This is a genomic window from Pirellulales bacterium (genome assembly GCA_019636345.1).
Classification (GTDB): Bacteria; Planctomycetota; Planctomycetia; order Pirellulales; family Lacipirellulaceae.
Genome location: JAHBXQ010000006.1, coordinates 204,167 through 230,887, shown reverse-complemented (window position 1 = coordinate 230,887; position 26,721 = coordinate 204,167). Strand labels below are relative to the sequence as shown.

13 protein-coding genes are annotated in these 26,721 nt (G+C 65.5%); 5 read left to right on the top strand and 8 right to left on the bottom strand.

Going from position 1 to position 26,721, the window contains the following annotated elements; all coding sequences use genetic code 11:
• Positions 1–45: 45 nt before the first annotated feature.
• Complete coding sequence (locus KF688_15400) at positions 46–2,289, bottom strand: hypothetical protein (GenBank protein ID MBX3427063.1); 2,244 nt, start codon at positions 2,287–2,289, stop codon at positions 46–48.
• A gap of 412 nt (positions 2,290–2,701) precedes the next feature.
• Between KF688_15400 and KF688_15395 the strand changes: the two genes are divergently transcribed.
• Positions 2,702–4,888: an acetylxylan esterase gene (locus tag KF688_15395; GenBank protein MBX3427062.1), complete on the top strand. Its 2,187-nt coding sequence runs from the start codon at positions 2,702–2,704 to the stop codon at positions 4,886–4,888.
• A gap of 116 nt (positions 4,889–5,004) precedes the next feature.
• Complete coding sequence (locus KF688_15390) at positions 5,005–6,573, top strand: glycoside hydrolase family 28 protein (protein ID MBX3427061.1); 1,569 nt, start codon at positions 5,005–5,007, stop codon at positions 6,571–6,573.
• 157 nt (positions 6,574–6,730) lie between these two features.
• On the opposite strand, the gene KF688_15385 is transcribed toward KF688_15390, so the two are convergent.
• Positions 6,731–7,780: a DUF1559 domain-containing protein gene (locus KF688_15385; protein MBX3427060.1), complete on the bottom strand. Its 1,050-nt coding sequence runs from the start codon at positions 7,778–7,780 to the stop codon at positions 6,731–6,733.
• Positions 7,781–8,161: 381 nt separating this feature from the next.
• On the opposite strand from KF688_15385, the gene KF688_15380 reads away from it, so the two are divergent.
• The 3 genes from KF688_15380 to KF688_15370 all read left to right on the top strand — a co-directional run bounded on the left by KF688_15380 (position 8,162) and on the right by KF688_15370 (position 14,057).
• A complete protein-coding gene (locus KF688_15380; GenBank protein ID MBX3427059.1) occupies positions 8,162–9,319 on the top strand; it encodes a DNA-binding transcriptional regulator in 1,158 nt (385 codons plus the stop codon).
• 565 nt (positions 9,320–9,884) lie between these two features.
• Positions 9,885–10,877, top strand: a complete 993-nt coding sequence (locus KF688_15375) for a PEP-CTERM sorting domain-containing protein (GenBank protein MBX3427058.1) — start codon at positions 9,885–9,887, stop codon at positions 10,875–10,877.
• A gap of 225 nt (positions 10,878–11,102) precedes the next feature.
• Positions 11,103–14,057 carry an autotransporter-associated beta strand repeat-containing protein gene (locus tag KF688_15370; protein MBX3427057.1) on the top strand — a complete coding sequence of 985 codons (2,955 nt, stop codon included), beginning with the start codon at positions 11,103–11,105 and terminating at the stop codon, positions 14,055–14,057.
• A gap of 360 nt (positions 14,058–14,417) precedes the next feature.
• Here the strand turns inward: KF688_15370 and KF688_15365 are convergent, their stop codons facing one another.
• The 6 genes from KF688_15365 to KF688_15340 all read right to left on the bottom strand — a co-directional run bounded on the left by KF688_15365 (position 14,418) and on the right by KF688_15340 (position 26,650).
• Positions 14,418–17,150: a family 78 glycoside hydrolase catalytic domain gene (locus tag KF688_15365; GenBank protein ID MBX3427056.1), complete on the bottom strand. Its 2,733-nt coding sequence runs from the start codon at positions 17,148–17,150 to the stop codon at positions 14,418–14,420.
• A gap of 57 nt (positions 17,151–17,207) precedes the next feature.
• Complete coding sequence (locus tag KF688_15360) at positions 17,208–18,638, bottom strand: DUF1501 domain-containing protein (GenBank protein ID MBX3427055.1); 1,431 nt, start codon at positions 18,636–18,638, stop codon at positions 17,208–17,210.
• 9 nt (positions 18,639–18,647) lie between these two features.
• Entirely contained in the window at positions 18,648–21,764 is a 3,117-nt protein-coding gene (locus KF688_15355) for a PSD1 domain-containing protein (protein ID MBX3427054.1), read from the bottom strand.
• Positions 21,765–21,876: 112 nt separating this feature from the next.
• Entirely contained in the window at positions 21,877–22,821 is a 945-nt protein-coding gene (locus KF688_15350) for a dihydrodipicolinate synthase family protein (protein ID MBX3427053.1), read from the bottom strand.
• A gap of 84 nt (positions 22,822–22,905) precedes the next feature.
• A complete protein-coding gene (locus KF688_15345; GenBank protein ID MBX3427052.1) occupies positions 22,906–24,009 on the bottom strand; it encodes an exo-alpha-sialidase in 1,104 nt (367 codons plus the stop codon).
• Positions 24,010–24,253: 244 nt separating this feature from the next.
• Positions 24,254–26,650 (bottom strand): DUF4982 domain-containing protein, encoded by a 2,397-nt coding sequence (locus KF688_15340; protein ID MBX3427051.1) that lies wholly within the window; start codon positions 26,648–26,650, stop codon positions 24,254–24,256.
• Between the last annotated feature and the right edge of the window lie 71 nt (positions 26,651–26,721).

Sequence of the window (26,721 nt, the reverse complement as noted above, 5' to 3'; positions counted from 1 at the left end):
CATAAGGCTCGTGGTTGCGTTGCGCCTCGAAGATTCGAACGCGGCTCAACGTCCGGCCGCAAGTTCGTTGAGGTACTTCTCCAGATTGGTGTATCCGTCTTCCTCGGGATCGGCGTTGGCGTCTGAAAAATCGCCGTCCGGCGAACGGGGAACGAGCCCGCGGGCTAATTCCCAGGCGTCGGGCAGGCCGTCGCCGTCGGAGTCCCAGTCGGCCGGGCGACGAATCTCAGGATAGTCCTCCCAACCGCCGACGTCCTCCTGCGAGTCGGGAAGCCCCGGCAGCCCGCTCTTGCTTCCTTTGTACTTGGCCGTGCCGCGACGGACCTCGGCGACGACTCGTTTGTCATGGTCGTCGAGGCTCGGCCGATTGCAGCCAACATCGGCGAGGACGTCGGCATACGCCTTCTTAGCCGACGTCGTGGTCACGAACGACTCGAAAAACGGACGCTCGACGACGTACTCGCTCATCGGCTTGTTCGGCGACTCCTGCACGCCGGCGTAGCGCTGGTTGGCGCCGTATCGTCCTTCCATGACGTTCCCCAGCACAAAGTACTCCTGCGGTCCGAAGGGGAGTTGGTGTTCCGGTTTGAGAACGTGGAACACCCGCGACGCCGGCCCCGGCTTGTAGTAGTTGTTGACGAAGTTCACCTCTTTCGCGCCGCCGTCGGTGGTGCGATGGCTCCAGTTGTATACGACGTTGTTGCGAATATCGAGTCGCCCGGCGTGGACCCCGGCCTGATCGACCCCGCCGGCAAGGCTCCAATTGCGACCCGCGCAGTGGGCGAGCAGGTTGTGGTGAAAGCTGCCGACGTCGCCGCCGATGCTCGCCGCGTAACCATGCTGCGTTCCCGGCTTGTACTTGGCGTGCCCGGCGACATTGAGGGCCTCGGAGATCAGCGTTCGCTGCAGCGTAATGTTCTTCGCGCCGCGGGAACTGAACGCCTCGTCCTGACTCCAACTGATGGAACAGTGATCGATGATGGCATGATCGGCGCTGGCCATGCCCATGCCGTCGAGCGTGACCCCCGCGGTGTCGCCGGGGCGGACCCGTATATAGCGGACAATGCAGTCGCGAGCCCCCAACATTCCCAGATTGTAGTTCGAGATGCAGATCCCTTTGCCCGGGGCCGTCTGCCCGGCAATCGTGAGAAACGGATTGCGGATGACAAGCTTGTCGTTGAGGACGATCCGCCCGCTCACGTCGAACACGACCGTACGGGGTCCTTCGGCCTCGACCGCCGCGCGAAGGCTGCCGGGGCCGCTGTCGTCCAGGTTGGTGACGTGCACGACTCGCCCGCCGCGTCCCCCGACGGCGAACCGGCCGTACCCCTCCGCTCCTGGAAAGGCGAGTTGCCGGACGCGAAAACTCCACACGTCGCCGCGCACGACTTGGCCCTCGGCCTCGATCGCATCAACCCGCCAGCGGTAGTGGAGATGCGAGCTCGCGTTGCCGTTGAGCGGCAACAGGTGCGTCGCCTGAGCGGCGTCGAGTTCCGCGACCGCGACGGCGGAGGTCGAATCCTCCAGCAGGGCCTCGGCCTCTTCGGGCGTCTTCGCTGCGACGACCAGCAGCCGCTGCTTGGTCGCTTTGGGAGCCGGCTCCCAAACGAGCGCAACCGATCCGGCATCGCCGTCGGCGTGCCAATCTCGGTCGGCCGGACGTGGTCGACGGGCACGGAGTTCCGGGGCCGCGACGTCGATCTCAAGACCGTTGAGCACAACCGCGGCCGCGTCATCGGCGCCGGTCGACTCGATCCGCAACACGACCGGCTGGTCGTCGGCGACGTCGAACTCCAAGTGAGCGTGAGCGGCTCCCTCGTTGTCCGAAGCGCGAACCGAGGGAGTCACGACCAAGCTACCGGCCGGCTCTCGTTTGTCGAGCTGAACTCGAACGGGCGGCAGCGGCTCCTTGCCGAACGAGTTGTGGTAGGTTGTCGCCGAATGGCGCCCCGGAGCAAGCCCCGAGATTCTCACCAGCAGCGTCCGCGGCGACGGGCCGTCGACCGCAAGTACGCCGTCGGTCGCCATGTTGGCGCCGGTGACGAGCCCCGCCTTGAACCAATCGCCCTTGAGCGTACTCTCCGCTCCCGAGGCAAGCTCGACTCGTACGCCGCCAAACTCGCGCACGGCCGCGGGACCGTTGGGGACTTGCCACTCCTCCCAACCAGGGGCGGCATGGTCTCGTCGGCCAGTGGCCGGGCTGAAGTCAATCCGCACCTGCTCGGCCGCAGCGAGCGGGCAGAACAGGGCAGTCGCAAAGAGAGCGAGGAATTGCAGAGCGCCGCGCATGAAGTCTCTGGGGGTGAAAGGTCCAGCGTGCTCGCCGCGGCTGAACGACGACTCGGGACAAGCTGTCGACAATTCTGGTTGCTGCGTTCCGCGCAATGAGCGGAGCCGAGCGAATTGTCGGTTCAATGAGTTGAGGAGCGCTGCCTCGGCGAGGCCCGACAGACTGCGGCCTGCTTTATCGACTGTACGCGACCTCGTGAACTGCAAACAGCGAGCGTATTTTGCAAAAGACGGCCGCTTGCACGCAAGCGGCCCAAACGCGAAGGTGGTTGCAGGCGCCAGCCGCCCCGCCTGCGGCGTCGCGGCCGCTGCTTTTCCCGCATTCTGCGAGTCGATGGTCATGGATACTCGTTTTGTGAAGCCGTCTCGAGTGCAACGGTCTTGCAAGATTCAGCGGTCTGCAGTCGCGGCCATGACAACCTGGGCCCTCGTCGCAGGCGGCGAAAATCAGCGAGCGGCAGCATCCGACGCACCTCCGGCAAGTGCAGCCCCCAGCGGCGACGCAAGGCTGAAACCGCTGAAGACGCTCCGCGAGAGCTATTTCCCGTTCACCCCGCCGGCGACCCGCGCTGCCTGGGAAGTGCGCTCCCGCGAGGTCCGCACGCAGATCCTCGTCGCAGCCGGATTGTGGCCCGAGCCGGAACGTCCCAAACCCCGCGCAGTCGTCTATGGACGTGTCGATCGCGACGAGTATACGGTTGAGAAAGTCATTCTGGAGAGTTACCCGGGGCATTTCGTAACCGGCAATCTGTACCGCCCCAAGGCCCCTGCGCCTGCAGGAGAGAGACGTCCGGCAGTGCTTAGCCCCTACGGCCACTGGCCTGGCGGGCGGTTCGGCGACTTGGGCGCCGAGACGGTCGAAGCGCAAATCGCCATGGGGGCCGAGACGTTTCCGACCGGCGGGCGCCATCCCCTGCAAGCCCGCTGCGTGCAGTTGGCGCGCATGGGCTGCATCGCGTTCATCTACGACCTGGAAGGTTACGCCGACAGCCGGCAATTGCCCGAGAGCGTATCGCATCGACTCGCCTCTTCTCGCCCCGAATTCGAGGGGCCCGAGCATTGGGGATTCTTCAGCACGCAAGCTGAATTGCGGATGCAAAGCGTGTTCGGGGTGCAAGTTTATAACGGGCTCTGTGCGCTTGATTGGCTGGCGTCGCTGCCTGACGTTGACCCGGCGCGAATCGGGGTCACCGGCGGAAGCGGCGGCGCCACCCAGACGATGATGATCTGCGGAGTCGACGACCGCCCTGCCGCGGCCTTCGAGGCGGTCATGGTCTCGACCGCAATGCAGGGTGGCTGCCCGTGCGAGAACGCTTGTTGCCTGCGCGTCGACTCGGGCAATGTGGAGATCGCCGCCCTGATGGCGCCCAAACCGTTGGGGCTGGCCAGCGCGAACGATTGGACGGCCCAGTTCCACGAGTTGGGGTATCCCGAGTTGCAGCAGCTCTACCGGCTCGTCGGTGCGGCGGATCGAGTGAAGCTGGCCAAGCTGACGCAGTTTCCGCACAACTACAACGCCGTGACGCGGGAGGCGATGTACGAGTGGTTCAACGAGCACCTGCAGTTGGGTCTCGAAGGCCCGGTCGTCGAGCGGGATTACGTGCCGCTGAGCATTGCGGAGATGTCAGTGTGGGACGCATCGCACCCGGCGCCGCCGAGCGGGGACGAGCACGAGCGAGCCTTGGTGCGGGAGCTGACCGCCCGCGACGAGCGGCAGCTCGCCAAGCTGACGCCGACCGACGCGGCGTCGCTGGAGCAGTTCCGCGAAGTAATGCGCGCGGCGCTGCGTGTGCTCGTCGGGCCTCCGCCTGAGGCAGGGGACGCCGTGTTTGCATCAATGGCCCGGGAAACCGGTTCCGACGGGGAGACTCGCGAGCATGGGGTGGTGCGCGAGCGCCGACGCGGGGCGGTGCTGCCGGTGACGATCCTTCGGCCTTCGCAAGAGCCGACCGGATGGGTCCTGTGGACCGATCCCCGCGGCAAGGCCGGTTTGGCCGAGACAAGCGGCGACTTGCGGGGGGAAGTCCGGCGGCTGTTGGACGCGGGCTACGCAGTCGTCGGCGTCGACGTGCTGGGGCAGGGGGACTGCACGCTGGACGGTCGTCCGATTGACGCGAACCGCACGGTGGAAGGCGATCGCGATCTGGCCGCTTACACCTACGGCTACAATCGGACCCTCGTGTCCCAACGGGCCGCTGATCTGGTTTCAACGGCTCAGGCCCTCGCTTTGGCTTTTCCGACTGGCGACAAGCCGGCCCTTGTTGCGCCAGCGGACGCTGCGCCGTGGAGTGCGACCGCGATTGCCCTGGCGCCCTCGGCGTTCTCGCGAGCCGCGATCGACGTCGCCGGTTTCCGGTTCGCAAGCCTTGGCGATTGGCGCGACGGAGCCTTTCTGCCCGGGATCGTGAAGTACGGCGACTTGCCCGGTTTGCTCTCGCTGGCCGCTCCGCTGCCGATCGTCGTCAAAGGCGTTCGCGAGGGCGATCTTGAGTTGGCAAAAGCGGCCTATGCGGCGGCAAATGCGGAGGAGCAATTGCTGACGGTTGGCGACAGGCTTGAACTCTCGAAAGCTATGCTGGAGAGCGGCGCGCGCCAGTAGTCGTTTGACGTGCACAGCCCACTGACGAGGAGGTGCCAGAATCCGCCGCGTAGGCGCCGCTTGCGCTCGACGGAGGCCGCATCCCCAATTCGGAACAACTCCCCACGAGAATCGGCATGCCATTACGCTTGAGCGCATCCTTGACGCTCGTCCTGCTGGCGATCGGCGCCGTAGTTCGCGCCGACGAGGCGATCCCGACTCGCGACCAAACTGGCCCCGCGGCGATGCCTCGCGACGTGGCGCCGATCGTGGCGCCGTTTGAAATGCCGACGCCACGGCGGCCCAAGTTCCCGCCGCGAACCGTGTCGATCGTCGACTGCGGGGCAATCGCAGATCGCGGCAAGCTCGCGACCACGGCAATCCAACAGGCGATCGACCGGGTCGCGGCGGCGGGAGGGGGCACGGCGCTGGTCCCGGCCGGCCGGTGGCAGACCGGACGGATCGTGCTCCGCTCGCGCGTAAATTTGCATCTGGCCGCCGGGGCCGTGCTCGAATTCAGCGACAGGATCGAAGATTACCTCCCCCCGGTCTTCACGCGGTACGAGGGGATTGAGCTGATGAGCGCCGGCGGGCTGATCTACGCCCGCGGGGCCGAAGGGTGCGCCGTCACCGGCTCCGGCGAATTGCTGGGGCCCAAGTCAGGACCGCTCCGCGAAGCGCGCCCGGGGCTCTCCGACGAGCTGGTCGATCCGCAATCGCCGGTCGAAGATCGCGTGTTCGACGGCCGGCAGGGGCGGCATTACTTTCGCCCCTATTTCATCACGCTGGTGGAATGCCGCGACGTGCTCGTCGAGGGCGTCGCCCTCCGCCGCGGCCCGATGTGGAACATCGTTCCCATCGCCTGCGACGGCGTGCTGGTGCGCGGCGTCACGATCGACAGTCGCGGCGTGGTCAACGGCGACGGAATCGACGTCGAGTCGAGTCGCAACGTGCTCGTCGAGTACTGTTCGGTCGACACGGGGGACGACTGCTACGTCCTCAAAGCGGGCCGCAACGCCGACGGACTGCGGACCGCTCGTCCGGTCGAGAACGTCGTGTTCCGCCGCAACTACGCCGCGGGAGGCATCGGCGGTGTCACCTGCGGCAGCGAGACCGCGGGGGGGATCCGGCGCGTTCACGTTCACGATTGCGTGTTCGAAGGGGTCAAGCACGCGATCTATCTGAAAACGCGTCGCCCGCGCGGCGGCGGGGGCGAGCAGCTCTCCTTCGAGCGAATTCGCTTCACGACTCAGGACCACGCCGTGTTCTGCGACATGCTGGGAGCCCCGATGTTCGTGGGCGAATTGGCCGAACGCCTCCCTCCTCGCCCCCTGACGCCGTCGACGCCGTACTACCGCGACGTCACGATCCGCGGGCTCGCCGGTTCGTGCCAGGGCGAATTCGTGAAGGTGAAGGGAATCCCCGAGAGCCCGCTGACGCGGTTCACGGTGGAAGACGCGACCGTTGCGAGTCGGGGGTTGCTGAACCTCACGGACGTCCGGCAGTTTGCCATCCGCCGCTCGCGGATCGTCTCGCGCGACCCGACGATCACGTTGAACGCCGTTCGAGGATTTGCAGGCGAGGAGGTCGCCGTGGAAGCGACGGCACGACCGCGGCTGGTCAAAGACGAGGACGAGATAGCCGGCGCTGCTGAGATCGAATGGATAGGCAGTACCCCGCCGCTGGATGCTTGGCAGAGCGACTAACCCGACTGGAACACGCCCCGCCGCGATCACGTAGCCAATGAGGCGGAGAAGAGAAGCGAGCCTGCAAATCTCGGCGCTGGTCCGAGTATCGGCCGCAGCGCAAGCTTGGACCTTCAATCTCGACGCAGTAACTCCCGACCGCTCCACAAGATCTCTACTACGGCAAGTCGACAGTCTGTCCGTCATCGCGAATGGCAATGTTATTCCAGGTCACGGGGTCGATATCATATGCAAAGGCGTGAACCGACCCGTCGCACATGGCGCCGTTGATGGCCGAAGCGTGCGGTCCGCCCATAGCCATGACAACTTCCGTTCCCAATTGGTCGCGAATCGGCGGGCGGGACTCTGCCGGCCAACGGACGGTGTCTTGGTCGTACCCTTGCCAAGCGGAACTGTTGTCGCCGGGGTTGTCGTTCCCTTCCATCGAGAGATCACGCTCGGTGACATTGGAGTAGAAGCGTTGATCCATGCTCTTTTCGCCGAGCATCAACGTGTTCGAGGTCCCGTCGCTAACCTGCCGAATCTTGGCGCCTGTGCGAGACGTCACGATCCCGCGGAACAGATTGGCGATTTGCACGTCCGAGGGGGCTCTGCCCGAAGCCCAATCGCAGTTGGGAAAGCTTCCGAGACAATCGCTCAACGTTGTGAAGTTGGGAGCCGGTCCGCCTCCGATCGACAACGAGTTGTTGCCGCCGTTCGCCGCGTAATCCGTCTTTCCCTCCGTTGCCGGAATATCGGCATTGTGCGTCGTTTCTACTCCCTGCATGCCGACCGGCGCTCGCCGAGACGGGCAATAAAATGTTCCCACGACCGTAGCGCGCTGTTCAGCCAGCGCCGCTTTTTTCGCAGTGCCCGTGAGTCCTTTGCCGACGAATGTGACATTGCCCTGCTCGAGCATCGGAGCGACCTGGAACGTCCATCCCCCCGGCTGTCCCGGGCCGACGCCCCGGTCGGGGTCGCCCATCCATCGAAAACCCCAACCGCCCGACGGAAACGACTTGTGGGTGCTTTCGAAGTTCAGCATCGCCAGCGCGATCTGCCGCAGATTGTTCTTGCACTGGGCGTTGCGGGCTGCTTCACGCGCTGCTTGAATCGCAGGGAGCAACAGCGCGACCAAAACCCCGATGATGGCGATCACCACCAATAGTTCTACGAGCGTGAAGGCCCGGCGGCTCCGTGCACAACGAGTCTGCAGAATCGCATTCATCCGAGATGCCTCCTCGAATTCAAGTCGTTCGCGATGTCACGCGCGTCAAGCCGACTTCGGCAGCCGACGCGGGCGAGGATTCGCGAACACGAAAAGATTGAGTGAATACCTGATCGGGAAAAGCGTGGGCGTCGCCACCCGCAGCGGGAGCCGACGATGCCCGTCACTCCCTCCAATTTACGCCGAGAGTCATTTGCAACCCAGTGCCGGTTCTTGCAATAATTCACCTGTAGGCTGCAAAGTATCGCCGGCGACTTCTCGGACCCGTTGGGCCACAATGTGACCGCCGGGCACGACCCAATGCCGACTGCGGAGATTGGTTGGTCGCTGCTTGCCGTGGTCGAGCGTTTCCCCGCCTCTTCCCGCTCATCCTGCAATCGAATGAACAAATCTCGCGTGATCGCCCTGGCCTTTCCCCGCGGCGGGCACCTCGAAGTGCTGATCGAAGGGGTCCTGAGTTACGCCGGCGAGAAAGGGCGCGACTGGAGTTACGTCGCGGCCCTCGAGACGCCTGTCCTCTCGGTGGTCGACTTGGTCGACTGGCCGGGAGACGGCATCTTGTCGGCGATCAACACCAAGGAAGAGGCCGCCTGCGCCGCGGCGATGAAGACGCCGATCGTCAATGTCTCCAGCGCACTGCCCGTCTCTCCCGTGCCGGCCTGCATCATCGACAACGCCGCCATGGGGCGACTGGCAGGCGAGCACCTGATCGGGCGGGGATTTCGGTCGTTCGGTTACTACGGCGTGCGGGACGTCACGTACTCCGACGAGCGGCAACAGGGCTTCGAGCAGACGCTCGCCCAGGCGGGATATTCCTCCACGGCGTTCTTGGCGTATCCCACCTACCACCAGCGCGGCAACTGGCTGCAACAAAGCACCGCGCTGTCCGATTGGCTGCAGGGGCTCCCCAAGCCGGCGGGCGTGTTCGCCGTCTCGGACTATCGGGCGCGGTCGGCCCTGGAAGCCTGCCGAGAGTTGGGGCTCAAGGTTCCTGAGGACGTTGCAATCGTCGGCACGGGGAACGAGGACCTGGTCTGCTCGCACGTGCGGCCGACCCTCAGCAGCGTGGCCCGCAACAACCGGTTGCAAGGCTATCGGGCCGCGGAATTGCTTGACCTGTTGATGCGAGGTGAGCAGGTGGACACCATCCAGCCGCCGATTCCGCCGTTGGAGGTCGTCGAGCGCGAGTCGACGCAGACGTTCGCCGTGACGGACCCGAGATTGCGCTCGGCCATGCAGTTCCTGCACGACCACTTGCACGAGCCTTTGTTCACGATCGACGACGTCGCCCGGCATGCAACGGTCTCGCGGCGGTGGCTGGAATATGCGTTTCGCGAGGCGCTCGAGGAGACTCCGTACCAGTACCTGCGTCGGCAGCGGCTGGCCCGGGCTCGACGACTGCTCATGGACGAGCCGAACGAAAAGATCCACCGCATCGCTCGGATCAGCGGCTTCTCGTCGGCCAAGCAGTTGGCGATTCTGTTTCAGCAGGAGTTGGGGATGAGCCCCCGGGAATACCGCCGGAAGGTGTTGTCCTGACGCGGCATGTTCGAATGCGGAGTTCGACTGCCAACGGGAGTCGATACCGTGAGAATCGGCGAAATTTTTCTGCAAGGATTGGGAACGTCCTGGGCCGCTTGTTTGCTCGAGAGCGGAACCGGATCGAAGCCCCCGAACGGATGATCCCGATACGAAAGAGCCTAGTTCTCCGGGCGGATTTGGCACCTGGATCAGCCTGACCCGGCAGAGACCGGAAAGGCCCCTGCAATCATCCTGGCGATGTTTCGCTTTCCCGGACGATTATTGCAAAGAGGGCTCGTTTACGGATATTCGCCTGCGACTAGGATGAATCTGTCGGATGCAAGGGTTGCAGGCGTGCTTGCGGGCGCTTCGTCCGTTCGGGCGACCCAGCTTGTCAAATTCTCGTCACTAACGGGCCATGAATCGAGGCGCGTGGCCGGCGCCAACGATGGTTTCAGCCGGGCGCCAACGCGTCTGGACCTGGAACAGCTAGCCCCAGTGTCGGGGGATCTCGTCACGGCACAACGTCCTCGACAGGACAGTCCGCGGTCTGTCTTCACACCATTTGTTTGGGAGCTGTCTCATGAAGTTGCAACGACTGTCAATTCACCTCACCATCGCCGCGGCGATGGCCGGCTTGGGCGTCGCCCAGGCGAGCCAGATCGTCCGGCCGACGAACTTCGGCCTCGGGGCCGACGCGGAAATCCGGGAGGAAACCCCCACGGCAAATCGGGGGGCGAGCAACGAGTTGGCCAGCAACGTCCGGAATCTCGTGACCCCGCCGACGTTTGACTACACCGACCCGGCCGACCTGGGCGACCGCAATCGCATCATGTACTTGCAGTTCGACCTGAGCGGGATCACCGCCGCCGACGTCACCGACTCGGTCCTACGGTTGACGGTGCGGAACAATAATCAACTGACCATCGGCCGGATTCAGGATACCGACACCTTCGACCCCGACCTCGGCATGAACGGGCTCGTTTACTGGGGTATTCCGAACTCTTCGTTTGACGAATCAAAGATTGCCTACACGACCGCGTTCATTCCCGGCGTCATTGACGTCGTCGGCGCCCCGGGTCTGACCCCGGACGGAAACGTCGGAACTCGCGACTTCAATTCGTCCGCCGTGCCGCTAGGCGATCGCGACTTCCCCGCTTTGGGCACCCAAAACGGCTTGGCCGTCGGCTCTCCGATCGACTTCCGCAGCAGCGCCCTCGACGCGTTCTTGCTGGGCGAAATCCAGGCCGGCAACCCGGTCGCCGTGTTTGCCGTCCACGTTCGCAACGAGGCCAACGCGATCGCAACGGCAATGACCCCCGGTGATCCCGGCAACTGGGTCAACTTTAACTATCTGTTCAATCCCAAGGAAATGACGACCCTGAACACTAATCCGACGTATGACGCCGACACGACGGACCCGAACAACCCGACGGGAGGTCCGTTCTCGGGGGCCAGCAACGCCAACGGCGAGTTCTCGCCGCAACTGCGTCTGAACTTCCCGGTGCCCGAGCCGACCTCGATTGCGTTGTCGGTCCTGGCTGGGCTCGGTCTGCTGGCAGTTCGTCGCCGGTAAACTCGACGCTCAGAGCAATTCGAACGGGCGTGCCCGCGGACGGGTGGTTCGCGGGCACGCTTTGGTTATTCTCTTTGATGTTTCATCCTCACACGATTCAACCGGGGCCGGCGGCGTTCAGGACCGAACGTCGACCGGCGTGGGCTGCCGCTCATTCGCGAAGCAGCCGCGCCGTCGCCCCGATTCGTCCGTTCCCGATTGACCGAAACAGAGGTGGTTCGCGCCATGCGTAAAGCAGCAGGAGTCGCAGGCTGGTCGTCGTTCGCGATCGCATTGGGGGCATTGCTCCCGACGGCGTCGGCGCAACTTACGGAATTCACCTACAGCGGCGGAACGGGCGCCCAAGCGTGGCAGTCAGCCGCAAATTGGGGAGGCTCAGGATTCCCGAACGATCCGAACCATGTCGCCAATTTGTCAACGGCGCTGGGAGGCAGCCTGTCGATCGACGTCGGCTCGACCGGCAACGACGTGACCGTTGCGGGGATCAAAATCGGCGGCACGTCGGGCGCGGTGACGACCAACATCACGAGCAGCGGGGCGATGCTCCGGATTCAGAACGACTTCGTGCAGGCGCTCGCCAATGCCGACTTCAGCAACAACGGCATCGTCGACGGGGCCGATTTTCTGATCTGGCAGCGCAACCTCGGCGCCACGAATCAAGAGAATTCTTTCGGCGGCGACGCCGACCTTAACACGGTCGTCGAAGCAGCCGATCTGGTGATCTGGAAGGACAACTACGGGCTCAGCGCCAACGGCCTCAACAGCGGTCGCGGGCAGATTATTACGAGCAATGTCGCGGGGTCGATCAATCAAATCAGCGCCCCTGTTCGGCTTGTCAACGAACTGGTCGACGTCTTGGGGCAATCGAACCTAACCATCTCCGGGGCCATCTCTTTTCAGAACGTCAATCCGCAGACCAACGTCCTTGACTCGTCGATCAGCAACACTTCCGCCGGGATTACGACGACCCTGTCGGGCCCGATCAATCTCCGCAATCAGGACATGAACACGGCGGGACTGCTCGGCCTGAACACGTCTGGCGCCGCGACCGGAACCTTGATCGTGGACGGCGTCATGAGCGACGAGGGCGCCGGGAGCGGCATCCAGATCGGCATCCCCGGCAACGGGGTTCCGCTGCCGCTTAACACCGTGATTATCAACCAAGCGAACACTTTGTCCGGCAGCGTGCGATTCAGCCGATCCAACATCGTTTTGAACAATGGCGCTGCACTCGGCACAGGCACAATCCGGCAGGTCGGCCCGGCCAACCAATTCGGTTACAACCTCGTCGCCGGCGGCGGAGGTCTGAACGAGCAGGGACAGTTGGTCATTGCCAACAATATGGTCATCGCCCAGTTTCAGACGTTCAAGGGCGAGCACTCCGTCAAGATGACCGGTACGATCACCCAGACGAACAATCGCGGCATCGTCAATCTTATCGCTCCCGACAAGTCGCTTGAATTCTCCGGGACAGTGAATATTTGGGAGGACCCGTTTGACGCATTAGATCGTCGATTGGTGTTTGACGGGACAGGCACGACCGTCATCTCGGGAACGATTCAGGACGCCGATCCGAGTCTAGGAACGGGCGAGCCTCGCTCGATTGTCAAGACGGGGACCGGGACGCTACGATTCAACACGGCCGCTAACGGCGTGAATCATGGCGGAGCCATGGTTGTCAACATGGGTCAGGTCCACTACGCGACCAATGACTCGCTGAACGTCGGGGGCGGTCTCATCCGGTCCACTGGCGGCGCCGTCGGCGTCGACACCGGGGTGGCCAACAACTCGGCACTAAACGCCAAGATTGCCCCGACGAGTACGGGCGGCCTGATGTTGGCTCCGAGCGACGCCGCGGCAACGATCGACTTCACGACCACGCTCAATAACGCCGGCAAGATGACCGCCGCAGCGCCTGCCGCCGGAATGACCTTTACGGGCACGATCGTTCCGGCCAATTCGACGTACGGCTTGGGCGGCGGGACCGGCAAGCTGACGTTGCCGAACGCCCAGCTCAGCGGCAACAACGCCGTCGAGATTCGTAACGGCGGAACCGTCGAACTCTTGGGCGACAACACCTACACCGGGGCCACCCGGATCATGACGAAGTACGCCTCGACGAATCAGGATCGTGCCGCCGCGGACAACGCGGGCAACATCAGTTCGCTGTATTACAAGCAGGTCGCTCCGACGCTGGTGGTCGACGATCTGGCCAACGGCGGCGCGGCAAGCAGCATCGGCGCCGCCAGCAGCGATGCGGCCAACCTGTACATCCAGGGGGGGACGCTCAAATACGTCGGTACGGGCGACACGACGAATCGCCTATTTACGATCGGCACCGGGGGCGGAACGATCGATTCCTCCGGGACCGGGGCCGTCGTGTTCTCAAACACGGGTCTGGTCGGCGCCGCCGATGCGGCCAGCCGCTATGGGCTGTTGAACGATCTCCAGCAGAACCCGAACGTCATTTACGACGTCGCCGACACGACCGACATCATTATCGGCATGCCAGTAAGCGATCCGGGCCCGCCGACCAGCGCCGGCTTGACCACTGGCTGCGGTCCCGGCGGCACGAACTGCATCGTGGCCGGGACGACCGTTACCGGGATCGACGGGACCCAGGTGGGACTCAGCCAGAATACCGTCCTGGGGATCTACAAACCCGCCACGATCGTCTATGGCGCCGTCCCACGCACGTTCACGTTGTCTGGCACGAACACGGCCGACAACACGATCGCCTCGGCGATCGGCAACTCGGCGGCCGGCAGCGTCGTGACAGTCGAGAAGACCGGCTCGGGCAAGTGGGTCCTCTCTGGCGCCAACACCTACACCGGCCGGACGATCGTGCGGGAAGGGATCCTGAGCGTCACCAACCCGGTTCTCACGGATTCGTCGGTCGTGGAGCTTCTGACCGGCGGGGTGCTCAACCTCAACTTCGCCGGGACCGACATCGTCGGCGGCCTGATCATCAACGGCACGACGATGCAAACCGGCATCTGGGGGGCGCCCGGGTCGGGGGCGGCGTTCACCACGCCGCTGTTGTCGGGCACGGGTCTTTTGAACGTCGGCGGGATGGCCCTCGAAGCCATCGCCGCGGTGCCGGAGCCGGCTGCCTTGGGCCTCGCCGCCCTAGCGGTCTTGGGCCTCCTCCAATCGCGGCGGCGGCGTGCGAACGGCTGAGTTCGACACGTACGATTCCAACCTTGCGAAGCTCGCAGGTCGCTGGGCGACCTGCGAGCTTTTTTGTTGCGCGTTCCATGGGAGCGGTCGTATTCCAACTCAATATGCGCGCAAAGGCGCTACGGCGTAATGGAATCCTCGCGCATGTTCCAATCCTAACGCGAAGCGGGAACTGGTCGTGGCGCCCTTCGAAACGGGTGTCTGCTCACGCACAATCGCAGCACCGCACGAAAGCTCGACATGCGGTCATCGCGCGCCGCAAGCGCAGAGAGCTGACGGATGCCCTCCGCTCCTGCGCACCGTTAGACAAGCATTGAATTGGAGGACGACGCGAACCGCACGTGCAAGGGATGTTCGCGTTCAGTTCCCCGCCCAGTCGCTTGTGAACTCGTACGTCCCGGATTCGATCTCCACGATCAAGCGATCGCCGTCGGCCTTCCCGGCGGAAACTCCCTCGACATCGGCCAGCGGCCGGCCCCCTTCGCGGACGGAACCGGGATCGTCGGTCGGCAGGCGTACGATCGCCGTCGAATTGGCGGGAATCGCGACCCGCAGCGTGAACTTTCGTTCGGCATGCGTCCAACGAACGCAAATGCGACCGTGGGGACCATCGTACGCTCCCTCGGCCCAGGCGAGTTCGCCGACCGGTGCGGGGGCGACGATCGCCCGCTTGAATCCGGGCGCCGCGGGATCGGGACGGATCCCAAGCAGGTCGCCGTAGAACCACTCGGTGACGTGCCCCAACATGAAGTGGTTGTGCGACGAGTGATGGTTGGCGTCCCACGCCTCGGTGAGGCTGGTCGCCCCCTGCTTGAGTTGGTAGCCGTAGCCGGGCCGCTCGTCCTGGTTGACCATCCGGTCGACGAGGTCCGATCGTCCGCCGCGGGCGAGGGCCTGCAGCAAGTATCGGTGCCCCACGTCGCCGGCGGTTGGGGCGAAACCGTGCGATTCAAGATCCGCGACCAGGGCCGCCAGGACCCGTTCGCGGTCGGCGGGTTCCACGAGCCCCAGTTCCAGGGCCAATGCGTTGCTGCACTGCGAATTCGTGGCGTAAACTCCCTCCTCGCTGCGAAACGCGCGGAGCCACGCGGCGCGAATCGCGTCGGCCTGAGCGGCATAGCGAGCCGCATCGTCGGCTCGGCCCACGAGCTCGGCGATCCGGGTCATCAGCTGGGCGTCGTGAAAGTAGAACGCCGTCGCGGTAACCGACGGCGGAGTGAGCTGGGCGTGACCAGGGCGATCCGCGGGGCCGATGTCGTACCAGTCCCCTAGCCCCTCGCTCACGACGCCGTCCTCGGCGATTGAGTCGAGGTATCCCATGTATCGCTTCATCTGCGGGTAATAGTTCACGAGCAACGTCGGATCGCCGGTGAACAGGTACTGCTGCCAGGGGACGAGGATCACGGCCGAACCCCACTCTGCCGCGGCGCGGAACGTCCCCGGAAAAACCGTGTATTCGGGAGCGATGTTCGGCACCAGTCCGCTGGGAAGTTGCGAGTCGGCCATGTCCCGCATCCCCTTTGCGAAGATGTTCGCCACGTCGAATTCGTACCGGATCGAAGGTCCGTTGAGGTGGTACTGCTCGAGCCACCCCAGCTTTTCGCGGTGGGGACAGTCGGTGAGGACCGACACCATGTTCGATCGTTGGGCCCAGCGCACGAGCGTGCGAATGCGATTGAGCAACTCGCTGGAACAGGCAAACTCGCCCGTTGGGGCGGCAGTCGAGTGGACGACGACCCCCGCGCAGCGGTCGAGCCGAGGCCGTCGACCGCCCGGCGTCGCCGGCAATCGATCGACCTGCAGATACCGGCACCCCGCGTAAAAAAATTGCGGGAACCACGTCTCCGGTTCGTCGGATCGCTTCGTGTATTGCCAATATGCGGGGCCGCGGTTGCCTCCGCAGGTGCCTCGGTCGATGCGTCCCTCGGGGTCGAGCACCTCGGCGTGGGTCAACCGCACCGTGCTCCCCGCGGGACCCGACACCGTAATCCGCGGCATGAACGAGGCGTTCTGGCCGAGGTCGACGACCTCGGATTCTCCGACCGTGATCGTCGTGACGGGCGCGATCGTCTCGATGGCTCCCAGCGGCGGGGCGCTGGCCGACAGGCCGCGGAGGTCCTTCTGCCCGCGCACCAACTCGACCGCCTCGGTCCAATGGGCGTCGTCGAACCCGGGGGCGTTCCAGCCGGGCTCTTCCAGTCGGGCGTCGTAGTCCTCGCCGCCGTAGACGTCGTTGTAGGTCACTGGTCCGCGGGCGACGCGCCAGTCCGTGGCCGTGGCGACGACTTCGCGCAAACCGTCCTCGTACTCAAGCTCGATTTGCCCGAACGCCCGCAGCGGGCCGAAGCTCCCCTGGAACTTGCTGAACCGGTTGCGACGTTCCGAATGATACATCCCGTCGCCCAGGGCCATGCCGATGGCGTTGGCGCCGGGCTGCAGCAGGTTGGTCACGTCGTGGGTCTCGTAGAGACACGTGCGGTCGTATTTGGTCCAACCAGGGGAGAGCAGGTTGGCCGATCCCCGGCGGCCGTTGAGGAAGAACTCGAAATGCCCCAGCCCGGTCAGGTGGGCGGTCGCCCGCCGCAGCCCCGGGCGGACGAGAAACTCCTTCCGAACCAGCAGCGCCTCCGACGACCAGGGCGCCACGATCCATACGGCCCGCCAGTCGGCCGGGTCGACAATCCCCATGGTCCAGGCGGCGGGTTGGCTCCACGCGGACGCTTGGCCTCGGGCATCCCATGATTGGACCTTCCAGTGGACGCGTTGCGACGAGGAGAGTTCGGCGCCGGCGTAGCGGACGACCGTCGTCGCGTCAGACTCGACCCGTCCGGAATCCCACAGGTCGCCCCGCTCGGCGGCGAGCTGTTCCGGGGACGACGCAACGAGGACCCGATAGGCAGTTTGCCGCTGACCCCGTTCGTCGCTGGCAACCTGCCAGGAGAGCCGCGGCTGGGGGACGTCGACCCCGAGCGGGTCGGCGGAGTCTTCGCAGCGAAGCCGGGCGACCTCGTAAGCGGCGGCCGGAACGGCGGCGACTGCGAGCGACAGGGCGAGCCCCAAGCGGCAGACGCCGCTGAGCAGTGAGTGAGTCATGCGATTGCCTGAGAGTGAAGCTAGGGACCAACGGCCAAGGAGAGCGGCGCGATGCGGCTACGCCAAGATCTCACGAACGACCCGCGCCGGTTCCACCCCGGTGAGGCGTTGGGCGAGGCCCTGGTGCTTGACGCTCAATCGGGCGTGGTCGAAGCCGAGCAGATGGAGGATTGTCGCATGCAGGTCGCGGAGATGGACCGGATCGCGAGCGACGTTGAATCCCAGGTCGTCGGTTTCGCCGTGTACGGTCCCGGCCCGGACGCCGCCGCCGGCGAGCCACATGGTAAAGGCGTTGGGGTGATGGTCGCGGCCGTCGAACCCGCCCCCCTCGACCATGGGGGTGCGGCCGAACTCGCCCCCCCAAATCACCAGCGTGTCGTCCAGCAGCCCGCGCTGCTTGAGATCGGCCACGAGCGCGGCGCTCGCTCGATCGGTGTCGAGACAATTCTTCTGAATGTCCTTCACGAGGCTGCCGTGCTGGTCCCACGCCTCGTGAAAGATTTCGACGAAGCGGACCCCCTGCTCAACCATTCGTCGAGCCAACAGGCAGCAGTTGGCAAACGACCGCTCGCCCGGCTTGGCGCCGTACATCTCGAGCACGTGCTGCGGCTCCTGCGAAAGGTCCATCACCTCGGGGGCGCTGGCTTGCATCTCGAACGCCATCTCGTAGGAGCGGATGCGGGCGGCGATCTCCGGGTCGCCGAGCACGGCAAGCTGCCGCTCGTTGAGAGCGTTGATCGCGTCGATCGACTCGCGCTGGAGCCGTCGATCGACTCCTGGCGGGTTCGACAGATACAGCACGGGGTCCCCCACGGAGCGGAACTGGGCCCCTTGGTACACGGGAGGGAGAAAACCGCTGCCCCAGTTCGCGTTGCCGGCGCTGGGGCCCTTCTGGCCGGTGCTGAAAACGACGAATCCGGGCAGGTTGTCGCACTCCGACCCCAGTCCGTACAGGGCCCACGACCCGAGACTCGGCTTGCCGAACTGCATCGAGCCGGTGCTCATCAGCAATTGGGCCGGGGCGTGGTTGAAGGCGTCGGTCGTCATCGATTTGACGATGGTCGTCTCGTCGACGATCTTCGCGAACTCGGGAAGCAACTCGGAAACCTCGGTCCCGCTGGCGCCGTGTTTGGCGAATTGGAACCGCGGGCCCATGAGCTTCGAGTTGGGGTTAATGAACGCGGCACGATATCCCTTGAGCAGCTCCGCGGGAGGGAGCTCGCCATGATGCTTCGCCAGCAGCGGCTTGTAGTCGAACAATTCAAGCTGGCTGGGGGCGCCCGCCATGAACAGAAAGATGACCCGCTTGGCCCGCGGGGCGAACGGCGGCAGCTTCGGGGCGAGCGGATCGGCCGCGGCGACGGCGCCCTGGGCAGCCAGTCGGCTGAGCGCCACGGCCCCCAGACCGACGCCGCACTCGCGTAAGAACCAACGGCGCGAGACCTGTCGGGCGACGGAAGTTCTGTCGTGTTCGGGAGGCAAGTTCATGACGGCGACTCAGTTCTTCGAGATCGTTTCGTCGAGATTGAGCAGCACTCGGGCGAGTGCGAACCAAGCCGCGCGCTCCGCGGGGGGAACGGCGCCCGGGGAGTCGGATCCGACGATTGCCGCGGGGTCGGCGTCCCCTGACGCAAACCGCTGTCGCTGGCGATCCAGGAACTCGACCAGCACGGCCGATTCCTCGGCTCCGGGCGAGCGAGACGTGCAGCGGCGAAACGCCGCGTCGATTCGCCGCAGATCATCGCCCGGTACGGCCAGGGCGTGATCGGCCAGCGATTGCGCGCACTCGGCGAGCAGCGTCTCGTTGAGCAGCGTCAGGGCCTGCATCGGCGTGTTTGAACTGGACCGCCGCACGCAGGCCACGTTGCCGGCCGGGGCGTCGAAGTTCTCCAGCACGGGGAACGGCGCCGAGCGGAACCGGAACACATACAGGGCCCGGCGATAGCGGTCGGGCGCGGGGCTCTCGGCCCAGATCTTCGGTTCGTAACTGGCGGGGACCTCGAACAGGAACTGCGGGGCCGGCGGATGCACGGCAGGGCCGCCGCGCTGCGGGTTGAGCAACCCACTGGCCGCGAGCGCGAGATCTTGCACCCCTTCGGCCGGCAGACGGCCGCGCGGTCCGCGTGCGAGCAACCGGTTCTGCGGATCGCGGGCGAGCAGTTCCGGCGTCCCCCGCGACTCTTGTCGGTACGCGGCGGACGTCACAATCAACCGGTGAAGATGCTTCAAGCTCCAATGATGCTCCATGAACTCGACCGCCAGCCAATCGAGCAACTCAGGATGAGAAGGGGGCTCCCCCTGCAACCCGAAATCGTCGGACGTGGCGACCAGCCCTGTGCCGAAGTATCCCTGCCAGACGCGGTTGACGATCGCCCGGGCGGCGGTCGGCGAGTTGCGATCGACCAACCAGCGGGCGAGCGCCAGACGATCGGGGCGTTCCGACTCGAAGAGGTGGAGAAACGCCGGCGTGCCGGGCGGGGTCTCCTCGGCCGGAGCGAGGAAGTCGCCGCGGTCGAGCCGGCAGGTCCGGCGGGGCGTGGTCCGCTCCTCGACGACCAGTTGCGTAGCCCCCCGCGGATGCGCGGCCCAGAGAGCGTCGATCGCGGAATTGGTCGCCTGCCACTCGGGACGAGTGGTCCGCCACGCGGTGAACAACTCGGCGAGCTGCGCCGGCGTACGGCTGGCGGCAGGAGTCGCCAGCGCTTCGGCGACACGAGCGGGCGCCATGGCCGAGCCGTCGTACGAAGCGGCGGTCGCCGACAGGCGGAATCGGCCGAAAATGTCAGTCATCAGCGAGAAGAGCGATCGTCCGCCATGCAATTGAGCCAAGGTCACCGTAACCCGCGTCGGCTTGGCGCATGCCAGCGGCTTGTCGAGCACGAAGACCGCTTGTCGGGGGACGTTGCTCCGCCCGGGGCCGATGTCGATCGACCAAGCCGTGAGATCGTCCCCGTCGACGGCCAGCTTGACCGGTCCGACGAGGCGATCCGGTTTCTCGCCGTCTTCGTCCGTGCGGGGAAGCGTTGCTGGCGGCGGGTTGACGTCGGCGTACGCGGCGGCAAGCTTCAACTCGGTCTTCTGGTCCGGGGCGTCGACCGGGGCTGCGAAGACGCGAATCTCCGACAGATAGCACAACCCGCGGCGGCCCCGGCCCGGCCCCCCCAGCGGCAGGTTGGGATCGTTGAGCAGTTCGACGCGAATCGCCGAGATCGACGGCAACTCGACCACCGCCTCGAACGTCGACGTCACCTGCGGCGGGGCGTACCCCTGGGCGAGAATCGAGCCGTCCTCCTGCAGGTATTGCTTCTGCCCGCCGCTGCCGTCCAACTCGGGGCGGAGCACGGCCCACTCGGGCTGACTGGCGGCCAAATCGTCGGCCCATGCGGAGACCTGGGACTCCCACGCGGGAGCGGTCCGCTTCAACTCATCCTCGAGTACCGCCGTCTGGCGACGGATCTGTTCGATTTGCGCGAGTTCCGCCGGCGAGTACGTGGCCATTTCCGCTTCGTGGAAATGATTCAAAAACGCGAACAGCCGGTAGTACTCCGTGTGCGACAGCGGGTCGTACTTGTGCGAGTGGCACTGGGCGCACTGCAGCGTGAGCCCGAGGATTGACTTGCCGATCGCGTCCATCCGGTCGAACATCGCCTCCATGCGGAACTGCTCGGGGTCGATTCCTCCTTCCTTGTTGACCATCGAATTCCGCAAGAACCCCGTTGCCACGCGATCGGCCTGGGTCGCGTCGGGGAGCAGGTCCCCGGCGATCTGGCGAACGACGAACTCGTCGTAGGGCATGTCACGGTCCAGGGCGTCGACGACCCAGTCGCGGTACATCCACACGCTGCGCGGATGGTCCTTCTCGTAGCCGTCGGAGTCGGCATAGCGGGCCGCATCGAGCCAAGCCCGGGCCCAGTGTTCGGCATGGCGAGGAGAGACGAGCAACCGATCAACGAGCGCGCGGTACGCGTCGTCCTCCGCCCGGCGAGCAAAGTCGTCGATCTCCTCAAGCGTCGGCGGCAACCCGGTCAGGTCGAGGCTTACCCGGCGGAGCAGCGTCCCGGGCGTCGCAGGGGGCGAGGGGCGGAGCCCCTCCGCCTCGAGCCGCGCGAGCACGAAGGCGTCAATCGGATTCCGCACCCAATCGGTCTGCTTGACCTGGGGAAGCGCCGGCCGCTCGGGCGCCGTGAAGGCCCAGTGTTGCTCGTAGCGGCCTCCCTGACGCACCCACTCGACCAGGGTCGCCGTCTCGGCCAGGCTCAGCGACTTGTCCGAGTCGGCCGGGGGCATCCGCAAATCGGGGTCGCGGCTCGTGATCCGAGCAACGAGCTCGCTCGCATCCGGCTCCCCCGGCGTGACGACTGATTCGGCGGTCAAGGCGTCGTCAGGGGAGGCGTCCCACAGGTCGAGCCGCAGATCGGCCTCGCGGGTCGACGGATCGGGCCCGTGGCAGTGGAAGCAATTCTCGGCCAGGATCGGGCGGACTTGGTGCGAGAAGCTGATCGGCCGGTCCTCAGCGATGGCGGTTCGCACCGCCGTTCCCAGCATCGCCGCGATTGCCGCAACGGCGGTGATCGTCGGCAACCGTCCGATGCGTGATTGGTTTGCGAGGTTCATGCCACGACGCGCCCGACGCGGGGGCAGGACAAGAGGTGCAGGAGGGGGCGACGCCCAACCGTCCGGATCGGCTCAGCAGCGGCGGACAATCGGGGAGTTGCTGACCTTGATTCTAACCGATGAGTCCCGTGGAGACTGGGCTTGGAGCCGAAGCCGCCAGCGGAGTTCGTTGGATCAGTTGCTCTACGATCACGCCGACTGCCTTCGCTTCCTCGGCACTTGCCGGCGCGAGCGGCGGGGCCGTCGTTGGGCCGCACAAGCCGCGAGCAGCGAGGGCCGCCTTGGTGCGTGCGATGATCGCGGGGATCGTCACGGGGCCGACGCGGTAGATGGCGCCGAGCCGCTGGACCCGCTCCTCGGCCGCTGCGACCTGGGCCGCGTCGCCGCAGAAATGGGCGTCGTACAACTCGGTGAAGAACTCGGGGAACACGTTCGCCCCGCCGCTTACCCCGCCGTCGCCCCCAGCCCGCAGCGACTCGGCAAGCAGGTGCTCTGGCCCCACAAACAGCGGGAAATCGACCCTCCGCCGCGTGGCGATCCGGACCGCCTGGAAGTAGTCTCGGTCCCCCGAGCTGTCTTTGAGCCCGACGATCGCCGGCTCGTCGACGAGGCATTCGACCGTCTCGGGGGCGATCGACAATCCCGTCACCGCCGGCATGTTGTACAGCACCGTCGGCAGCGGTGCCGAGCGGGCGAGCGTTTGGAAGTAGCCGAGCAGCGCCGGTTGGTCCACGGGAAAGTAATACGGCGGGGCCGCCACGATCGCGTCGCAACCGGCGGCGGCCGCAGCCTCGGCCAGGGCGAGCGACTCGGCCAGCGACGGATCGGTGACCCCGACCAGCACGGGGATGCGGCGGTCGACGTGTTTTGCCGTCGCGTCGATCACCTGCCGGCGAAGCGCAACGCTGAGCGAGGGACCTTCGCCCGTCGTGCCGAGGATGAAGACCCCATGCACCCCGCCGCCGATGACATGCTCAATGAGCCGTGCCAAACCAGCTTCGTCCAACTCGCCCTGCGGCGTGAGCGGGGTCGCCAGCGGGGGGATAATGCCTCGCATGGGTTGGGCCATGTCGTGCGTCATATTGCAGCTAGAGCGGAGTGAGTGGTTGGCGCGGCCGCCGGTACAACCGGCGCCTCGGGGTCAGTTTTCGGCTGGCGGCGCGTCCGCGACCGGTTCGGCGGGCAGCGGTTTGGCGACGAGCAGCGCGGGGTCGACGACCGCGTGCTTGATCCGCGTCCGATGCCAGGTGTAGACGATGTGAACGTGCCCGTCGTTGGCCTGGATGATCGCCGGGTAGGAGAACTCCTGCCCCGGTTCGTCCTCAAGCACGAGCACCGACTCCCACGCCATCCCGTCGCGCGAGACGGCGAGGTTCAACGGCGTGCGGACCTTATAGACGCCGCTATGGTTGTAGACGAGCAAATGCCGGCCATCGGCCAGCGTGACTGCGTCGGTTCCCGCACTGGGGTTGGGGAGCGGCAAGGTGGTCAACTCGCCCCAAGTGCGGCCCTGGTCGCTCGACCAGACCTGAAAAATTCCGTGCGAGCGGGTCCGTCCCAGAGCCTGCAAGCGGCCATCGGCGTGGCGAAGAATGCTGGGTTGAATGGCGCCGATCGCTTTGCCATCGTTGACCGGGCCGGTCGAAGTCCAGGTCTGGCCGCCGTCGGTCGAGCGTTCGAAATGGACCCGCCAGCCTTGGTCCTCGCTGCTGGAAGGAGAGAGGATCGTGCCATCGGGCAGTTCGATCGGCTTGTTCTTGATTGGGCCGAGAATCCCCTCTGGCAGTCGTCGGGGCTCCGACCAACTGGCGCCGTGATCGGCGGAGGACATGACCATGCCCCACCAATTCTGCGGCGTCGGGCCAACCTTGTAATACAGCATCAGGGGGCCGCGAGTCGGCTGGAAGAGCACGGGGTTCCAGGTCGGGTAACGCTGCTTGTCGTCCGGAACGAGCCCGTTGGCAACTTCGACCGGCGTCGACCACCGCCGACCGTCGTGGCGGGAGACCCAGATTCCCACGTCGGGATGGCGTTCGTGCGTGCCGCCGAACCAAGCGGCGACCAGCCCCGCAGGGGTGTCGACGATCGTCGCGGCATGGCACGACGGAAATGGCGCCTCGTCGTAGATGAACTCGCTGCTAAGGAGCCCTGGCTGGGCGAGCAATTCGGCCTCGTCGGCCGTCGCGGCGACGGCTGTCGCGAACGTCGCGAGGGCAAGCAGCAGGACTCGCAGGACGGTGGGCATGTCGCAAATTCGCACGGGAGATTCCAGGGGGAGGAGACGGCTCCCAAGGCGAAATGCCGAGGCCGAACGCCAGGAAAAGGGCTCCCCTTTATCCTACCCGCGCCAGGAAGCGAGTGCAGGGCAGGGGGTTGCAGCCTACGCCCCGGATCCCGCAACTCATTGCAATCCGGGGGCTTGCCCCTAGAGGCCTGTGCGGCTCCCGGGGAGATTGAGGTTGGTTTGAACCACGGACGCCCCCAAGCGCTCATTCGGCGAGAATCGTCGCTTCGGCCTGGAGGAGCCCCGGAGCGGAGGCCCGCAGGCGGATCGTCCCCGGGGTCCCGTTCGCGCGCAGGATGACTTGGCCCCGCCCCTGGTAGACTTTGCGGGGATTCGCCAGATAGGACTCGGTCGTCGCAAGGTCCGCGCTGCCGACCGCCGCGATTGTCGCCGGGCCAGTGACGGCGAACTCGACCCTATGATCAGCATGGGGGCAGACCTCGCCCGCAGCGTCGACCACCTCGACCGTGACGAAGGCGATCGACTGTCGACGCGCGGGGACGGCGGGCGACTCGGCGACAAGTCGCACGGCCACGGGCTCTCCGGCGGCGGCAAGTTCGCACCGTTCGGTCTCGCGACCCCCTTCGAGGCCAACGACCGTCAGTCGGCCCGGCTCGTACGGGACTTCGACCACGGCGCGAAACTCGGTCTCTTCGCTCATGGATTGCTCGGCGACGAGCGAATCATTGAGCAGGACGAGGATAGTCTCGCAGCGGCTGAAGACTTCGACCTGGAGCGGCCGGCCCTCAAGCCCCGGCCAGGTCCAGTGGTCGGCAAGCATTGGCGGAGACCACAGCGTCGGTTGCCAGCGGCCTCCGTCAGGCTCCGGGACCTGAACGGCCGCGAACAACCGTTCCCCGCGGTTCCAGACAATGTTGCGGTAGTGCGAGTGGGGCCGACGGCGTCCGAGGAGGTCGAGATCGCCGCAATCCGCGCCGTGGCTGGGGAAGTGATTCCCCACCCAGTGCGGTCGCGCCTCCTCGCCGGGAGGAAAGACTCGCCCGATCCCCGCTTCGCCCAGGTAATCGACCGCACTCCATACAAAAGCGCCGAAGACGTAGTGATGTTGCTGGACAGCGTGCCAGTCGGCGAAGACGTCGCGAGGATAGGTTTCGGAGCCGTAGATCAGCCGGCCCGGAACGCGGCGGCGGTCTTCCTCGGCCCGGTGGAGCTCGTAGTTGTATCCCGTCGCGTCGACCAGGGCGAACAGCGGGTCGAGTTCGGCCCATTCTTGGTTCGGCCCCAATCCGTTGAGTCCGATTGTCGCCGGACGCGAGGGATCGATCTCGCGGACTCGTTGATCAAGCTCACGCGCGAGCTCCACGCCCCGCTGCTTGCCCCGTTCGTAGACCTCGTTGCCGATGCTCCACATGACGATCGACGGATGGCGCCGATCGCGGCGGACCATCCGTTCGATCTCGTCTGGGCCGCGCTCGGCGAACTGAGGGCCGTCGTCATGCTTGGTCTTCGAGGCTTCCCAGTGGTCGAACCCTTCTGCGACGACCAACATGCCTAGCCGGTCGCATGCGGCCAGAAACGCCGGGGCCTGCGGATTGTGAGAGGTGCGAATTGCATTGAACCCCGCGGCCTTGAGGAGCCGCACGCGGCGCTCCTCGGCCATGTTGAACGACGCAGCGCCGAGGGGGCCGTGGTCGTGGTGCAGATTTCCGCCGACGAGCTTGAGCGGCTGCCCGTTGAGGAGGAATCCGCGCTCGCTCGAAAGAGCCACGGTGCGAATGCCGACGTTGTCGCGAAGGTCGTCGACGAGCCGCCCGTCGACGTATGTCCGGACAACGGCGTCGTAGAGGTGCGGATGATCGAGAGACCACAGCTGCGGCGCGGGAACTCGCACCAACGTCGTGAAATCTGCGGCTTCCCCCGCGGCGACGGTGCTCGGTTCCGACTTCGCCGCCGCGTAACGGCCGGCAGGATCGACCAGCGCGAACTCGACGTGCACCATGGCGGACGCCGGCGACTCGTTCCGGATTTGCGCAGCACATTGGATTACTGCCGCATCGGGATCGGTCTTGAGAGTCGTCACGCTCCAAGAAGCAGGATCAGCGAACACGGGATTCCTCGCGGCAAGCCGGACGTGTCGATAGATCCCCGAGCCGGTGTACCACCGTGAGTTGGGGAGGTCGTCGTTCTCGACGCGGACCGCCAGGACGTTGTCGCCCTCGGGTTTAAGATGCGGCGTCAGGTCGAAGCGAAACGGCAGGTACCCATTCGTGTTATTTCCAAGCAGTCGCCCGTTGCACCACACCTCGGTGCGACGGTACGCGCCCTCGAACTCAACGGCGATCCGCTTCGACTTCCAACTGGCGGGAATGCGAAACGTGCGGCGATACCAACCGACGCCCCCCGGGAAGTATCCGCCATGCCCCTCGGCAGGGGCGGCGGCGAGGCGCTCCCCGCGGATGCTCCAATCATGGGGCAGGTCGATCGACGACCAGTCGGCAGCGTCGACGTCGGCGGCCGCCCAAGTTGCGTCGTCCCCCTGGCAGAAACGCCAACCAGCGTCAAGGAGCAACTGTTCGCCCGCACAAGCCGAGCAGGCCCAGAAGGCAGAGATTGCAAGGGCGGAGAGTGCCTTTGCAGGCATGGGGCAAAGCATGGTTCGTATCCTGGCATTGCTAGTCAGTCGCTCTGCCGACCAGCTATAACAGACAGTCG

Excerpts from the sequence above, each read along its gene's own strand:
- KF688_15350 (MBX3427053.1), bottom strand. The coding sequence starts at position 22,821 with ATGCGAGGCATTATCCCCCCGCTGGCGACCCCGCTCACGCCGCAGGGC.
- KF688_15360 (MBX3427055.1), bottom strand. The coding sequence starts at position 18,638 with ATGAACTTGCCTCCCGAACACGACAGAACTTCCGTCGCCCGACAGGTC.
- KF688_15355 (MBX3427054.1), bottom strand. The coding sequence starts at position 21,764 with ATGAACCTCGCAAACCAATCACGCATCGGACGGTTGCCGACGATCACC.
- KF688_15385 (MBX3427060.1), bottom strand. The coding sequence starts at position 7,780 with ATGAATGCGATTCTGCAGACTCGTTGTGCACGGAGCCGCCGGGCCTTC.
- KF688_15380 (MBX3427059.1), top strand. The coding sequence starts at position 8,162 with ATGAACAAATCTCGCGTGATCGCCCTGGCCTTTCCCCGCGGCGGGCAC.
- KF688_15345 (MBX3427052.1), bottom strand. The coding sequence starts at position 24,009 with ATGCCCACCGTCCTGCGAGTCCTGCTGCTTGCCCTCGCGACGTTCGCG.
- KF688_15395 (MBX3427062.1), top strand. The coding sequence starts at position 2,702 with ATGACAACCTGGGCCCTCGTCGCAGGCGGCGAAAATCAGCGAGCGGCA.
- KF688_15390 (MBX3427061.1), top strand. The coding sequence starts at position 5,005 with ATGCCATTACGCTTGAGCGCATCCTTGACGCTCGTCCTGCTGGCGATC.
- KF688_15400 (MBX3427063.1), bottom strand. The coding sequence starts at position 2,289 with ATGCGCGGCGCTCTGCAATTCCTCGCTCTCTTTGCGACTGCCCTGTTC.
- KF688_15375 (MBX3427058.1), top strand. The coding sequence starts at position 9,885 with ATGAAGTTGCAACGACTGTCAATTCACCTCACCATCGCCGCGGCGATG.
- KF688_15365 (MBX3427056.1), bottom strand. The coding sequence starts at position 17,150 with ATGACTCACTCACTGCTCAGCGGCGTCTGCCGCTTGGGGCTCGCCCTG.
- KF688_15340 (MBX3427051.1), bottom strand. The coding sequence starts at position 26,650 with ATGCCTGCAAAGGCACTCTCCGCCCTTGCAATCTCTGCCTTCTGGGCC.
- KF688_15370 (MBX3427057.1), top strand. The coding sequence starts at position 11,103 with ATGCGTAAAGCAGCAGGAGTCGCAGGCTGGTCGTCGTTCGCGATCGCA.